Annotated in this window: 11 protein-coding genes; 4 read left to right on the forward strand and 7 right to left on the reverse strand. The window is 66.9% G+C overall.

What is annotated here, in order from left to right:
* Positions 1–114 precede the first annotated feature (114 nt).
* The 7 genes from CD04_RS0109450 to CD04_RS0109480 form a co-directional block, all read right to left on the reverse strand.
* A complete protein-coding gene (locus tag CD04_RS0109450; RefSeq protein ID WP_031406210.1) occupies positions 115–1311 on the reverse strand; it encodes a pyridoxal phosphate-dependent aminotransferase in 1197 nt (398 codons plus the stop codon).
* A 5-nt stretch (positions 1312–1316) separates the two neighbouring features.
* Positions 1317–1961, reverse strand: a complete 645-nt coding sequence (gene nusB, locus CD04_RS21650; RefSeq protein ID WP_081857876.1) for a transcription antitermination factor NusB — start codon at positions 1959–1961, stop codon at positions 1317–1319.
* A gap of 18 nt (positions 1962–1979) precedes the next feature.
* Complete coding sequence (gene ribH / locus CD04_RS0109460) at positions 1980–2447, reverse strand: 6,7-dimethyl-8-ribityllumazine synthase (RefSeq protein ID WP_031406212.1); 468 nt, start codon at positions 2445–2447, stop codon at positions 1980–1982.
* A gap of 51 nt (positions 2448–2498) precedes the next feature.
* Complete coding sequence (ribBA, locus tag CD04_RS0109465; RefSeq protein WP_031406213.1) at positions 2499–3620, reverse strand: bifunctional 3,4-dihydroxy-2-butanone-4-phosphate synthase/GTP cyclohydrolase II; 1122 nt, start codon at positions 3618–3620, stop codon at positions 2499–2501.
* 89 nt (positions 3621–3709) lie between these two features.
* The gene (locus tag CD04_RS0109470) at positions 3710–7441 is read right to left on the reverse strand and encodes a translocation/assembly module TamB domain-containing protein (RefSeq protein WP_197033067.1); all 3732 of its coding nucleotides are present in this window, start codon (positions 7439–7441) and stop codon (positions 3710–3712) included.
* A 145-nt stretch (positions 7442–7586) separates the two neighbouring features.
* Positions 7587–9401 carry an autotransporter assembly complex family protein gene (locus CD04_RS0109475; RefSeq protein WP_038168196.1) on the reverse strand — a complete coding sequence of 605 codons (1815 nt, stop codon included), beginning with the start codon at positions 9399–9401 and terminating at the stop codon, positions 7587–7589.
* A gap of 200 nt (positions 9402–9601) precedes the next feature.
* Positions 9602–10243 carry a riboflavin synthase gene (locus CD04_RS0109480; RefSeq protein ID WP_031406218.1) on the reverse strand — a complete coding sequence of 214 codons (642 nt, stop codon included), beginning with the start codon at positions 10241–10243 and terminating at the stop codon, positions 9602–9604.
* Between the two features lie 96 nt (positions 10244–10339).
* On the opposite strand from CD04_RS0109480, the gene ybgC reads away from it, so the two are divergent.
* From ybgC to CD04_RS0109500, 4 genes are all read left to right on the forward strand, one after another.
* Positions 10340–10807, forward strand: a complete 468-nt coding sequence (ybgC, locus tag CD04_RS0109485) for a tol-pal system-associated acyl-CoA thioesterase (protein WP_031406220.1) — start codon at positions 10340–10342, stop codon at positions 10805–10807.
* Positions 10808–10972: 165 nt separating this feature from the next.
* Complete coding sequence (tolQ, locus tag CD04_RS0109490; protein ID WP_038168197.1) at positions 10973–11716, forward strand: protein TolQ; 744 nt, start codon at positions 10973–10975, stop codon at positions 11714–11716.
* On the forward strand, positions 11717–12190 hold the full coding sequence (locus tag CD04_RS0109495; protein WP_031406224.1) for a biopolymer transporter ExbD: 474 nt from the start codon (positions 11717–11719) through the stop codon (positions 12188–12190).
* Positions 12191–12215: 25 nt separating this feature from the next.
* Positions 12216–13175, forward strand: a complete 960-nt coding sequence (locus tag CD04_RS0109500; RefSeq protein ID WP_031406225.1) for a cell envelope integrity protein TolA — start codon at positions 12216–12218, stop codon at positions 13173–13175.
* The last annotated feature ends 15 nt before the right edge of the window (positions 13176–13190 follow it).

Below are 13190 nucleotides of genomic sequence, written 5' to 3' on the forward strand. Positions count from 1 at the left end.
GACCCTGGTAGTCATCAACAAAGGACAAAGATAGCCGCGATCCGCTTCACGGCGTCACCAACCTGTTGTTCTTGCACGATTGTGCATCAGAGACATAATGGCGTCCTGAAGGCGTCAGGCCCGCGCCAGGCGCGGGTTTCGCCGCTCCAGATAGGCACCCAGGCGGCGGGCCGCCTCACGCAGATTGTCCACGCTGTTGGCGTAGCTCAGCCGAAACCAGCGCTCGGGCTGGTAGGTGGCGAAGTCTTTGCCGGGCACAAGCACCACACCGGTTTCGCGCATCACATCAAAGCAGAAGGTCCAACTGTCTGCACTATGGCGCGAACAATCGGCCCACACATAAAACGCCCCGTCGGGCAGCACCGGCACATCCAACCCCAAGTCCCGAAGGGCTGGCACGATGACATCGCGGCGGCGCTCAAATTCAGCGCGCCGGCGCTCGGTTTCGAGCAGCGTGTCGGCCTCGAAACAAGCCAGTGCGGCATGCTGAGCCGGGCTGCTGGGACAAATGAACAGGTTGCCGGCCAGCCGCGACAGCGGTTCGATGAGAGCCTCGGGAACCACCATCCAGCCCAGCCGCCAGCCTGTCATCTGGAAATACTTGGAGAAACTGTTGATACTGATGACCGAGTCATCCAGCGCAAGGGCCGTGCGCCCGTAGGCGGCGTCGAACCCCAGTTCAAGATAGATCTCGTCGATCATCAAGAATCCCCCGCGCTTGCGCACCACGGCCGCAATACGCGCCAGTTCATCCGGAGCAATGGACGTGCCGGTGGGATTCGATGGCGATGCGAGCAGCACGCCGCGCGTGGCCGGGCCCCAGGCCGCATCGATCTGCTGCGCGGTCGGCTGAAAGCGCGAGGCTGCCGAGGTCGGCAGCAGGCGCGCGGTGCCGCCAGCGGCGGCAACGAAATTCTTGTTGCAGGGGTAGGTTGGATCGGGCATCAGAACTTCCGAGCCCGGCTCCACGAGGAGCAGGCACGCCAGGGTGAGTGCGCCGGATGCGCCCGCCGTGATGAAAACCCGCTCGGGCGCCACCTCCACGCCGTGCTTGGCCGCATAGTGGCTCGCGATGGCCTGACGCAGCGCCGGCAGGCCCGGGGCCAGCGTGTAGCCCGTACGGCCTTCGCGCAAAGCGCGCACGCCCGCCTCCACCACCGGGGGCGGCGCGGTGAAGTCAGGCTCGCCCACGCTCAGATGGATCATGTTGCGTCCCTGGGGGCGCCACTCGGCCTCCTGCTCCCAGGCGGCGCGCACCACGTCCATTACGTAAAACGGCTCAATTTGTTGAATGCGGCTGGCGAGTTGCATGGAATTCAGTCCCCCTGGGGTTTGCGGCGTGCCGAAGGCTTGCGCTGAGCCCAGGGGTCGCCCGGTGAACTGGACGCATCGGTGCCGGCGTGGCGCGCTGCAGGCTTGGCATCGGATCGCACGGGCGTCCTGGCTTTGAAGCTCACGGGCACCTTGGCCGCCGGATTGGCGGGCATGCCCCCCGGCTGGTGCTGGTAGGGCTGCGGGACGAGCCGGCCCGTGGTTTCGTCCGGACGCAGGATGACGGCCAGGCGGTCAAGCACGCCGTTGACGTACTTGAAACCGTCGGTACCACCGTAGACCTTGGCCAGGTCCACAGCCTCGTTGATGATGACCTTGTAGGGCACTTCCAGCATGAACCGGAGTTCATACGTGCCCAGCAGCAGCAGGGCGTGCTCGACAGGCGAGAGCTCCCGCGTCGGCCGGTCCAGATACGGCTGGATGTCCGCGTCGAGCTGGGCGGCCTCGCGGATGCAGCCGTGCAGGACACTCTGGAAATGTTCGGTATCCAGCTTGATCGTCGGGTAGCGTTCGTGGAGAAATGCTTCGATGGCGCCTGCGTCACTCCCGGACACCAGCCATTCGAATACGCCCTGCAGGGCCAGCTCGCGCGACTTGCGCCTGGCGCTCTTGGGATTGGTGAAATTCATGGCTCGCTACCCGGCGCGTCAGTCGCCGATCTCCACCAGAAGATTGGCCATTTCCACCGCCACCCGCGCACACTCGCGGCCCTTGTCGATGCGCGCATGGGCCTGCGCTTCCGTGTCGACCGTGATGATGCCGTTGGCCACGGGCAGGCCAAATTCGAGCGCCACCTGCTGCACACCCGCAGCGGACGTGTTGCAGACGAGCTCGAAGTGGTAGGTGTCGCCGCGGATCACGCAGCCCAGCGCGATGAGCGCATCAAAGTCGTCGTTCTCGGCAAGCGCCGCCAACGCCAGCGGAATCTCCAGTGCGCCTGGCACCGTGATGTGTCGAATCGCGTCCGGCTTAACACCCAGGGCATGAAGCTCCGCCACACAACCTTCGGCCATGCGGTCCGTCAGATCCGCATTGAAGCGTGCCTGCACAATGCCAACGCTGAGTTTGGCACCGATGAGCAAGGCTGGGTTGTCGCGTTGTTGGGCGTGTTGCATGGGTTTGGGGAGAAACGGAATCGAAGTCGAAGGGGGCGCCGGGTCAACCGTTCAGTGGCCCGTGCCGGCAGCAGCGGGGGGCGGCTCGAAACCCTCCACTTCCAGTCCAAAACCGGTCATGCTCGGCATTTTGCGGGGCGCCGCGAGAAGACGCATGCGGCGCACGCCCAGATCGCGCAGGATCTGGGCACCCACACCGTAGGTGCGCAGCGCCGCAGCCGCTCCACGTGGGGCCGCCGGCCTGTGCAGCGCCACGAAATGCCGCGCAAACGCTGCTGCGCTCTCGCCTGCGTTGAGCAGCACGGCCACACCCGCTTCGGCCTGCGCAATGCGTGCGAGCGCCTGCTGCAGGTTCCACGAATGGGTGGTGGCTTGGGCATCAAGAAGGTCCAGTGCCGACAGCGGCTCGTGCACCCGTACCACAACCGGCTCGCGCGCGCTCTGCGGTTCGCCATGCACGAGCGCCAGATGCACGCCGCTGCCAGCGCGATCGCGGTAGAGCGTGGCCTGCAGCGTGCCAAAGGCCGTTTGCATCGGCCGGGCATCCATGCGCTCAATCAGACTTTCGGTACGGCTGCGGTATTCAATGAGGTCGGCAATGGCGCCGATCTTCAGTCCGTGATGGGCGGCGAAACGCTCCAGGTCGGGCAGGCGGGCCATGGTGCCGTCGTCGTTCATGATTTCGCAGATCACTGCAGCCGGCTCCAGCCCCGCCAGTCCGGCGAGGTCGCAGCCCGCCTCGGTGTGGCCCGCGCGCATGAGCACCCCACCCTCCTCGGCCATCAGCGGAAACACGTGGCCGGGCTGCACGATGTCAGCGGGTTTGGCGTTCGGTGCCACGGCCACACGCGTGGTGTGTGCGCGGTCCGCGGCGGAAATCCCCGTGGTCACGCCGCTGGCTGCCTCGATCGACACGGTGAAGGCCGTCCCGTGGGAGGATCCGTTGTGCTGAACCATGGGCCTGAGCCCGATCTGCTCGCAGCGCGTGCGGGTCAGGGTCAGGCAGATCAGCCCGCGCGCGTGCGTGGCCATGAAATTGATGGCCTCAGGCGTGACATGCTGCGCGGCGAGTACGAGGTCCCCCTCGTTTTCGCGGTCTTCTTCGTCCACGAGGATGACCATGCGGCCAGCCTGCATTTCAGCGACGATTTCGGGGATGGGGGATAAGGGCATGCGCGTGCCGCACCCTGGCAAGTGGTGCGCTGGAAACAAACCGGCATTGTAGAAGCCCGACGGGGCGCGCGTCATCGCAGGGACGAAGCCTAATCGAAGCGAAACGTGTAGAAGACGTCCACCGCGCTATCCGCACCGGATTGCAGCCGCAACGACAGGCGATGCGTGAAGTCATACCGGATGTTGAACAGGCTTCCGGTCGTGCCCAGCCCCTGTTCCACGCCAATCGACAGCTTGGAGGTGATGCGCTTGCCCAGCGTGACGATGCTGTTTTGCAGCCCGCCCTGGCCGGCGAGCGAGAGTTGGCTCAAGCCCAGAGCGCTGGCCACGCGGCTCGTCACCGGCGCACCCTGCCCCGAGGCCAGGAGCGCACCCGCTGCGGTCTGCAAGAGCGCCAGGTTGTTCGGGCTGGCGGTGCTGAGGTCCTGGCCCAGGACCAGCCAGGACAGGATTTCGCTGTCGGGCATCGCCGGCGTGGACGTCAGCGCGACCTGCGGCGCGCGCAACGTCCCCGTGACCTGCACACCCACAACCACCGGCAACCCCGAGCGCTGCGCGGCGAAATTGAGTCCCGGATTGTCGATGGGGCCGGAGAAATTCACGGCGCCTCCCTTGACCAGCGCAAGCGTCTGGCCGTATGCGCTATAGGTGCCCTTGCGCACCTCGATGCTGCCTGATGCCGCAAGGGGCTCACCGCTTGCCGCGCGCAGGGCAAGCTGGCCCCCGAGATCGGCGTCCAGCCCGTACCCACTGACATGCACCTTGCGACCCAGGTCCACCTGCACCACAGCGGTCACGGCATAGCCAAGGCCACGCGGTTTGGCCGCTGCGGATTGCGTGCGCCCCTTGATCACCACATCGCTGGCAAGCTTCGGTGCACTGCCACGCGGCAGCTCGATGGTGGCACTGTCCACGGCGAGCTTGCCATCGAGATGCGCGCTGCGCCCGCGAAGCGTCAGCGTGCCATTGCCGCTGACCACCGCTTGGCGATCAGGTCGATCGAGGATGTGCAAAGCGTGGGCGGTGAACGCAAATGCAGCCGTGGGCTTGCCGCCCGCGAGCTGCGCGCTGCCACTGGCGGTCAGCTCGCCTTGCCCCCCTTGCGCGCTGAAGCGCGTGAGTTGCAGCCGATCCCCCGAAAAGCTCGCGTCGAGCACGCCACCGTGCAGATCCAGGCCCTGCTCGGGCAACGCCAGCGCCAGGCCCTTGCCGGTCAGTTGCCCCGAGAGCTGCGGGTCGCCCACCGTGCCGCCCGCGCGCATGTCCAGCAACAGGCTACCGCCCACTCTTGCAGTCGGGCCGAGCATGGCCCCAGCCCAGGCAAGACTGGGCAGGTCCGCGCTCAGGCTCCCGGCCAGGGGCGCCATCCCCTCCAGCCCCCAGGCCGCACCACGGCGGGCGATGCGGCTTTGCACCGTGCCGTGCACAGTGCCAAGCAGACGACCCACCGCATCGGCGCTGACGGACACGGCGTCGTCCCTGGCCAGCACGTGCAGGTCCAAGGCTGACAGTCCAAGGCTCAGGCGCGAATCGGTCGGCAGAGTCACGTCCCCCGTTGTGCGCACGATGTCCACGTGGCCTGATACGGTTTGCCCCAGGGTGATCGCCCAGTCGGCGTCGAGCCGCAAGGTCGAGCGCACGCCCTGCATGTCCGCACCAGCCAGGTGCAGCCAGTATGCAGGGTCGACTCCGCTGGCCGCGCCGCTGGTGACCAGTGCGCCCGCTTTCCACGCGGCCTGCCGCAGATTGAGCAGACCCCCTTCGCTTTGCAACCGCGCATGATGCACGTCCACAGCGCCCGGGGCCAGCACGAGCTGCGCTGGCGCAAGCAGATGCATGGCGTAGCGGCCCGTGTTGGTGAGTTGCTCAATGCTGCCGCGCCAACCCTGAGCGGGCGTGTAGCCGCCGTCAAGCTGCGCGCTCAGATCCAGGTCAGCGCTGCGCAAACGCAGGGTGATGCGCTGGGCATCCAGTCGACCGCCGGCTTGAACCTGGACCTGCTGCAAGGCCAGCGTCCCCGCCCGGATGCCACGTCCGTCGATCTGCAGACGCATCGGGCCTTGCAATCCGGCGCTCAGGCTGCCGCGGGCTTCGAGCGCGTCGACCCGCATCGCACCTGGCACGACAAGGCCGCTGCCGTGAAGGTCGAAGCGCCCCGAGGGCTGGGCAAGCGTGCCCGACAGCGTTCCACTGCCTTGCACCTGCCCATCAAACCCGGGGCCAATCTGCGCAAGCTCGGGCGCGTCCAGGCGCCAGCGCAGGGTGTCACCGGCGCGACCGAAGTCGCCCTGTGCATCCAGACGATTGCGCCCCAGCAGCACCGCTGCCTGCAACCCACGCACCCCGGCAGGCGAAGCCATGCCGCGCGCCTGCCCCGAAAACACGTAGCCGCGCCAATGGCTCGGGTACACCTGCACGGCCACCTGCGCGCTGCGCGCGCGAGCGTCGCCCTGCACATGCGCGTGCAGGTTCAGGTCGGCCACGGGGTACGCGCCAAAACGGCTGGGGTCGAAGTGGTCGAGCGTGCCGGTCAGGTCAAAGCGCTGTGGGGCGCTGGTGGACAGCACACCGGTTGCGTCCAGCCGGCCGCCTTGGGCCTGAAGATGCATGCGGGTGATCGTGATGCGTTGGCCCGCATGCTTGGCGCGCAACTCGGCCAGCCAGCCCGGTTGGGCAAGGCGAAACTGCAGCTCCTGGCTTTGGAGCGTTCCACGCGCCTGCAGGGGACCGCTCAGCCGTGTGGGAAGCAGCCTTGCGTCGAGCGCGCGCAGGTTCACCTGGCTGGCCTGCAAATCGACCATGAACGCCCCACCCGGCTGACCCTGGCCTCGGGCAGCGGGGTTGCTGGGCAACGGCTCCTCTTGCCAGCTTGCGCGACCGGTCAACTCCCCGTTGCCTGCAAGCACAGCGCGCAGCTGGTCAACGCGCAGGCTTCCCCGCTGCAGGCGCAGCGCGGCCTGCACGCTGCGAAGGGGCACAAGGCCGGCGTTCACTGGCCCTGGGCGCGCGTTTTGCAAGCGCAGGGTTCCACGCACGTCTTGCGCGCTGGACGGCTGGAGGTCGAGTTGCGCATCAATTGCAGCCGCAGGCAACCCCGCGGCGAAGCGCGCCGGGTCCACACCGGTGGCGCGCACACGCGCTGAGCGCAGGGGCAACGCCGAGAATGGCGCGAGATGTGCGTCGAAACGGGCTTGCGTGTGCAGGGCGCTGGCGGTGCCTTGCAACCGCAGCGCCTGCAGGCTTCCCGAGGGCTGGGCCGCAAGACTCAATGTGTCCTTGTGCAAGCGCAGCGTGGCCTGCAGCGCGCCGCCCACGCTGAATGGACTCCGCAGGCCCAGCGTGATGCCAGCCTGCGCCTGGCCCCAGGGCGTTGTTGCATGAAGCTGCACGCGCGCTGTGCCCCCGTCGGCATCAAGGCTGGCGCGCAGTGCGCCGAAATCCTGCAGCGCTCCCGGCGCGCCGACGCGCAAGCGCCCAATGTCCAGTTGCGCCACGCGCAGCGCCACAGGCAGGGTCAGGCTTTGCGGCAAGACCGGCGGGCCGGGCGACGCTCCGGGTGGCAGCGTGACATCCAGCCGCGCGAAGGACAATTGCTGAATCTCCACACGCCTGGAGCCTCGCAGCAGGGCCAGGGGGCTCCATCGCAGGTGCAGCTCGCGCGCATCCACATCGGCCTTCGGGCTTTGAACCTGCAGCCGCGCAATGCGCAAGTCCCCCCACAAGCTGCCCCTCACGTCCTCCAATTCAACATGTGTGGCGCCGAACTGCAGCGGCTGCTCGCTCAACCAGCGCAACCCCGCGCCGCTGGTCAGCCACGCCATCAGGCCCGTCAAAACCGCGGCAAGCAGCAACAACGCCAGAAACCCACGCCAAACCCAGCGCCAAGCGCCAGCCCGGGGCACAGCTGCGGGGCTAGCGCTTGGCTGTGGCCCGCCCGGGGGGGAGGAAGCCGGTGTGTCTTGCATCTCAGAAATTCACCCCGGCGTTGAACTGCAGCCGCACGGCCTGTGTGGCCTGGCCGTAGGCCAAATCCACGCTGATCAGGCCCGCCGGGCTGCGCCAGCGCGCCCCCACGCCGTATCCGGCCACGGTCTTCAGCGCGCCAAAACTGTCCGCGGCCCCCCCGCGGTCGTAAAAGACCGCGGCGCCCCACTTGGGGGTCAGCCAATGCACCGCCTCCACGCTGGCGGTGAGCAGCGCGCGCCCGCCGACGACCGCATTGCCCTGCACAACCCCCAGGCTCTGGTAGGCATAGCCGCGCACCGAACCAATGCCGCCGGCACGGAACAGCTCCTGCTGCGGAATGCCCTCGGCTGAAGGACTGATGACGCTGCCCACGACGCCGCGCACGATGAGCTGGTTGCGGGCACCCAAGGCGATGAGGTCGACGCCGCGCAGCAGCAGTCGGATGAAGTTCTGGTCCGACAGCACAGCCTTGCTTGCCCCGCCGATCTGCGCGTTGATCAGCGTGCCGTTGCGGGGATCAATCGGGTTGTCCAGATCGCGGCGGGTCCAGGAAAAACCGGGAACCAGAGCCATCGTGCTGGTGCTGCCACTGCCGGCCACGTCCTGGCGCTCGTTGATGAATTGCAGGGACTGCACCGTCTCGATCGGGCCGTCCACGCGCTGGCGCTGTGCGGAGAGGACTTGACTGCGCGTTGTCAGGCCCTGGATATTGCTGTGCTGCACATCGGCACCCACGCTGTAGCGCGAGCCGTTTTCGGTGCGCGGAAAGGCCAGCCCGGCGGAAAGCGACTGTTGAACGGTCTCGAGTTTGATGGCGCTTGTCAAACGCCACGCGCGCCCGCCGATATTGAGATTTTCATAGTCGAGCTGGGTCCGCGCGCCCGTGTTGCTGCTGTAGCCCAGCCCCGCGCCAAGCCGTTGCGTCTTTTGCTCGGCGACCTGGACGAGCACGGGCAAGCTGGTCCCCTGCGCATCGGCCAGGGGCGCGGCCACGAGGGCCGTGCGAAAGTAGCTGCTGCTTTGCAGCCGCGCCTGCCACTCCAGGAGCTTGTCCTGGGCGTACGGCTCGCCGGGCTGCAGCGGCGACAGGCGCTGCACGATGGACGCCGGGTAGCGCTGCAGACCTTCGACATGGATCGGGCCGAATGTGTAGCCCGGCCCGGTGTCGAGTTCCAGCGTGAGGCTCGCCGCGCGCGTCTCGGGGTCCACCAGCGCCTCGCTGCGGGCGATCCGCGCAGCCGGATAGCGCTTGGTCAACAACTCCAGCAACGCGTTGCTCTTGGCGGTCTCCCACGCGGCGCTTCGGAACACCTGCCCGGGCGCCAAGCGCCAGTTCTTGCGCAAGGCGGCGGCCAGCGCGGCATCGGGATGGCCATCCGGACCCTGGACTTGCAGATCCACGCTTTGCACGCGTGTGGGCTCGCCCGGCTGCACCGCAATGGCAACCACGGGCACAGGCTGCGTATCGTCCAGGTGGACCGCAATGTGCGCCGAGAAGTAGCCCTGCGCCGCAAGCAGATCGCCCGCCTGGCTCGGCACCTTGTCCACCAGCCCGCGCAGCTGTTCGGGGCTCATGTCCGGAAAGGACCGCCAGCGCTCGATGTCCAGGTACTGTGCCAGCATCCCTTGCACGTCCTGTGGTGCCTCGATCTGCACCACATAGCGGGGTTGCACGGCCGCCGCGGCCGATGCTGCAGCCGCCGGCCGCGCCCGGAGGGCTTGCGGCGGCGACGATGCTGCGCTTGCGCTCGGCACCGGCGCCGCCATCGCCACGCACGACGCCGCGCCGAGCGCCAGCAGGCACGCTGTCCACATCGTGCTCCGGGCGCCCGAACGAATAAGGGCTGCGAACGCACAACAGCGCTTGAGGGCACCCGCCCGTCCGCGGCGATGGCGAAGGCCTGCCCTAGCCGCGCGGTGCCGGTCTGCCTGGCGCACCGGCACCGCCTGCCATGATCGCAACGAAAGTCCGAACTGTTCCACAGGCGCCAGCGATGCAAACCAGCGACAGCCAATCAGAGGCATTGGGCCTCACGACCGGGCGGTTCACCCAGCATGCGCTGCACGTAGCGCGCAATCAGATCCACCTCCAGATTCACCGCACGCCCCGCCTGCAACGTGTGCAGATTGGTGTGTTCCAGCGTATGGGGAATGAGGTTGATGTGCACGACAGCGCTGCCGTCCGCCTCATCGACGACGCGGTTGACGGTCAAGCTCACGCCATTGATCGCGATCGACCCCTTGTACGCAAAAAACTTCGCCAGTTCGGCTGGTACGTGCACGGCCAGATGCCAGGATTCGCCGACGGGCTCAAACTCCTCCACCCGGCCAATCCCATCGACATGTCCGGTGACCAGATGGCCCCCCAGCTTGGTGGCCAGGGTCAACGACTGCTCCAGGTTCACCCCTGCACCCGCAACGTCGATGCCGGTCGTGCGCGCCAGGCTTTCGCTCGATACATCGAAGGCGAAGCTCGGCGGGCTGAGTTCCACCACGGTCATGCAAGCGCCGCTGATGCAGATGCTGTCACCCAGGGCCACCCCTTGCAACCACTCGGGCGGGGCCTGCACGACCACGCGCAAGCCGGCGTTGCTTCCTGCGTGCAGCTCTTGCACGTGCGCGATGCGGCCTACGGCCGTGACGAGTCCTGTGAACATGATGCGGAGTTGGTGAGGTTCGGAATCGATCAGCATAGCCGCACACGCGCGTTTCGGCACATGCCACGTCGTGCCGGCGGGCGTTAGACTCGGCCCATGGCTGCACATGACTCCTTGACCCCAGCGGCGCCGTTCACATGGCCGGTGCGCGTGTACTGGGAAGACACCGACGCCGGCGGCGTGGTGTATTACGCCAATTACCTGAAATTCTGCGAGCGTGCCCGCACGGAATGGTTGCGCGGCCTGGGCTTCGATCAGCAGGCCATGGCTGAGCGCGATGGCGTGCTGTTCGTGGTCAGTAGCGCGCAGGTGCGCTATGCGGCGCCCGCCCGACTGGACGACCAGCTCACGGTGAGCGTTGCCGTGGTGCATGCGGGAGGCGCCAGCCTGGAGCTCTTGCAGGAGGTACGCCGATGCGCCCACGAGCATGGCCCGCAGGGCTCAGGGACCACGGCCATCCCGCCCACCCTGGTCGCCAGCGTGCAGGTGCGCGTGGCTTGCGTGCGAACCGGCAGCTTCAAACCCGTGCGGCTACCGGGCGCGGTGCTGAGGGCCGTGCAGTAGTGCGCACGGCTGGGTGCATCGAGCCGTTGTGCATCCGCGCCTTGCGGCAGTGCAAAATAGCGACCTTCAGGGCATGGCATGGACCCCCATGGGGGTCCTGCAACGCCTGCCGGCCTTGCCTGCATGGCACCCGTTGCCTTGCATCACCTTCTGCCTGGACATTGCATGGACCAAAACTTTTCCATCATTTCCCTCGTACTTGGCGCCAGCACCGTGGTCCAGTTCGTTCTGGCACTGTTGATGGCCGTGTCGCTGGCGAGCTGGACGGTGATCTTCCGAAAATATTTCGCCATCAAGAGCGCACGCCTGAAGACCGATGACTTCGAGCAGGAGTTCTGGTCGGGCACCAGTCTCAACGACCTTTACCAGGCAGCGATCAACAGCGCGCGCCAGGGCAGCCCCCTGCAGCGCATTTTTGCCTCCGGCATGCGCGAGTTCCTCAAGCTGCGCGAGCGGCGACTCGACACCTCCACCCTGGTCGACGGATCGCGCCGGGCCATGCGCGCCGCCTTCCAGCGCGAGATGGACGTGATCGAGGCCAACCTCTCCTTCCTCGCCTCCGTCGCGTCCGTGTCGCCTTACGTCGGTCTGTTCGGGACGGTGTGGGGCATCATGCATGCCTTCGTGGGCTTGTCCAACCTGCAGCAGGTCACCCTGGCCACCGTCGCGCCCGGCATTGCCGAGGCATTGGTGGCCACGGCCATCGGCCTGTTTGCCGCCATTCCAGCCGTGATCGCCTACAACTTCTTTGCCCGCGACATCGACCGCCTGGCGATCCGCTTTGAGTCGTTCACGGAAGAGTTCTCGAACATCCTTCAGCGTCAGGTGGCACCCCACCCCCAGGGCGCTGCGGCCCAGCCTTCGGGCCCCCTGACACGGCCAATGATGGCCGACTCCGGGGGGCATTGAATGGCCGCGATCCAACAACGCTCGGGCGGCCACCGGCGCCGCGCGCTTGCCGAGATCAACGTCGTCCCCTACATCGACGTGATGCTGGTCCTGCTGATCATTTTCATGGTCACCGCGCCGCTCATCACTCCCAGCGCAGTGAAACTGCCCAGTGTGGGGCAGGCCACGCGCGCGCCAGATACGGTGGTGGAGGTGGACATCAAGGCCGACCAGACCCTGAGCGTGCGGCTGCGCGACCCCAATGCCAAGGCTGGGCAGAGCGGCCTTCAACCCCAGACGGTGACGATGGCTGACCTGCAAGCCACCGTGGCCCAACTCGCCCAGCAAAGCGGGTCAACGCTGGCGGCCATGCCGGTGTTGATTGCCGCCGACAAGGACGTCAAGTACAACGACGTGATCAAGGTGCTCAATCGCCTCAAGCTCGGCGGCGTGCAGCGCGTCGGTCTGGCCGTGCAGGCCACGGGTCAACCATAAAGCCGGCCGTTCGTTCGATTTTGCGATGAACACCTACAACCCGCCAGCCGACAAACTGCGCCCGCCACCGGAAAAGGGCATTGGCCGCGCGCTGCTGTTCGCCGCGCTCATGCATGTGATGCTGATCCTGGTCATCGCCCTTGGCGTGCACTGGAAAAGCCATCCGCCCGAGGCGGTCGAGGCCGAGTTGTGGGCTCCCACGGCGCATCTGGCCGCCCCGCGCCCGCCGAAGGTCACGCCGCAGCCGGTGCCGCCCGAGGTCAAGCCGCAACCCGCACCACCACCGCCAGCGCCCCCGGTGGCCAAGACGCCACCGGCCCCGGACAACGCCGAGATTGCGCTGGAAAAAGCACGCCGGCTCAAGCAGCAGGAAGAACAGCGCCAAGCGGCCTTGCTCGCCCAGCAGCAAGCGGAAAAGCGATTGACCGCCAAACTTGCGGCTGAAAAACTCGCGCGGGAGCAGCAGCGCGAACAGGCGCGCGAAGAAAAGCAGCGGCTGGAGCAGGAGAAGATTGCCGAGCAACGCAAGCAAGCCGAGCTGCAAAAACAGCAGGAACTCAAGGCGGAGAAACAGCGCAAGGCAGAACAGCAGCTTGCCAAGCTGCAGCAGCAGGCGCGTTCGGATTACATGAAAAACCTCATGTCCCAGGCCGGCACGGGGCCCTCCACCAGTACCGGCACGGCCGCCGTCAGTTCGGGGCCGTCCGGCAAATACGCGGCGCGGCTGGCGACGCTGGTGCGACAGAACGTCATCTTCCCGCAGATCGACCAGATCCAGGGCGACCCCAAGGTGATCATCACCGTCACGCTGGATCCCAACTCGGGCGAGGTCCTGGGCACGAGCATCAAACGCTCAAGCGGCGTGCCGAGTTGGGACCAAGCCGTGCTGCGCGCCATCCAGCGCGTGGGCCGCTTCCCCGCCGACAGCAATGGGCGGTGGTACACGCCCATGGAAATCAAGGCTGGGCCACGCGACGAAGGCTAAGGGCGACGCGTTTGG

The organism is Thiomonas sp. FB-Cd (assembly GCF_000733775.1).
Taxonomy (GTDB): Bacteria; Pseudomonadota; Gammaproteobacteria; order Burkholderiales; family Burkholderiaceae_C; genus Thiomonas_A.

Coding starts and splice junctions, on each gene's coding strand:
- CD04_RS0109480 (WP_031406218.1), bottom strand. CDS start 10,243: ATGTTCACAGGACTCGTCACGGCCGTAGGCCGCATCGCGCACGTGCAA.
- ribH (WP_031406212.1), bottom strand. CDS start 2,447: ATGCAACACGCCCAACAACGCGACAACCCAGCCTTGCTCATCGGTGCC.
- ribBA (WP_031406213.1), bottom strand. CDS start 3,620: ATGCCCTTATCCCCCATCCCCGAAATCGTCGCTGAAATGCAGGCTGGC.
- tolQ (WP_038168197.1), top strand. CDS start 10,973: ATGGACCAAAACTTTTCCATCATTTCCCTCGTACTTGGCGCCAGCACC.
- nusB (WP_081857876.1), bottom strand. CDS start 1,961: ATGAATTTCACCAATCCCAAGAGCGCCAGGCGCAAGTCGCGCGAGCTG.
- CD04_RS0109470 (WP_197033067.1), bottom strand. CDS start 7,441: ATGGCGTGGCTGACCAGCGGCGCGGGGTTGCGCTGGTTGAGCGAGCAG.
- CD04_RS0109450 (WP_031406210.1), bottom strand. CDS start 1,311: ATGCAACTCGCCAGCCGCATTCAACAAATTGAGCCGTTTTACGTAATG.
- CD04_RS0109475 (WP_038168196.1), bottom strand. CDS start 9,401: ATGTGGACAGCGTGCCTGCTGGCGCTCGGCGCGGCGTCGTGCGTGGCG.
- CD04_RS0109500 (WP_031406225.1), top strand. CDS start 12,216: ATGAACACCTACAACCCGCCAGCCGACAAACTGCGCCCGCCACCGGAA.
- CD04_RS0109495 (WP_031406224.1), top strand. CDS start 11,717: ATGGCCGCGATCCAACAACGCTCGGGCGGCCACCGGCGCCGCGCGCTT.
- ybgC (WP_031406220.1), top strand. CDS start 10,340: ATGGCTGCACATGACTCCTTGACCCCAGCGGCGCCGTTCACATGGCCG.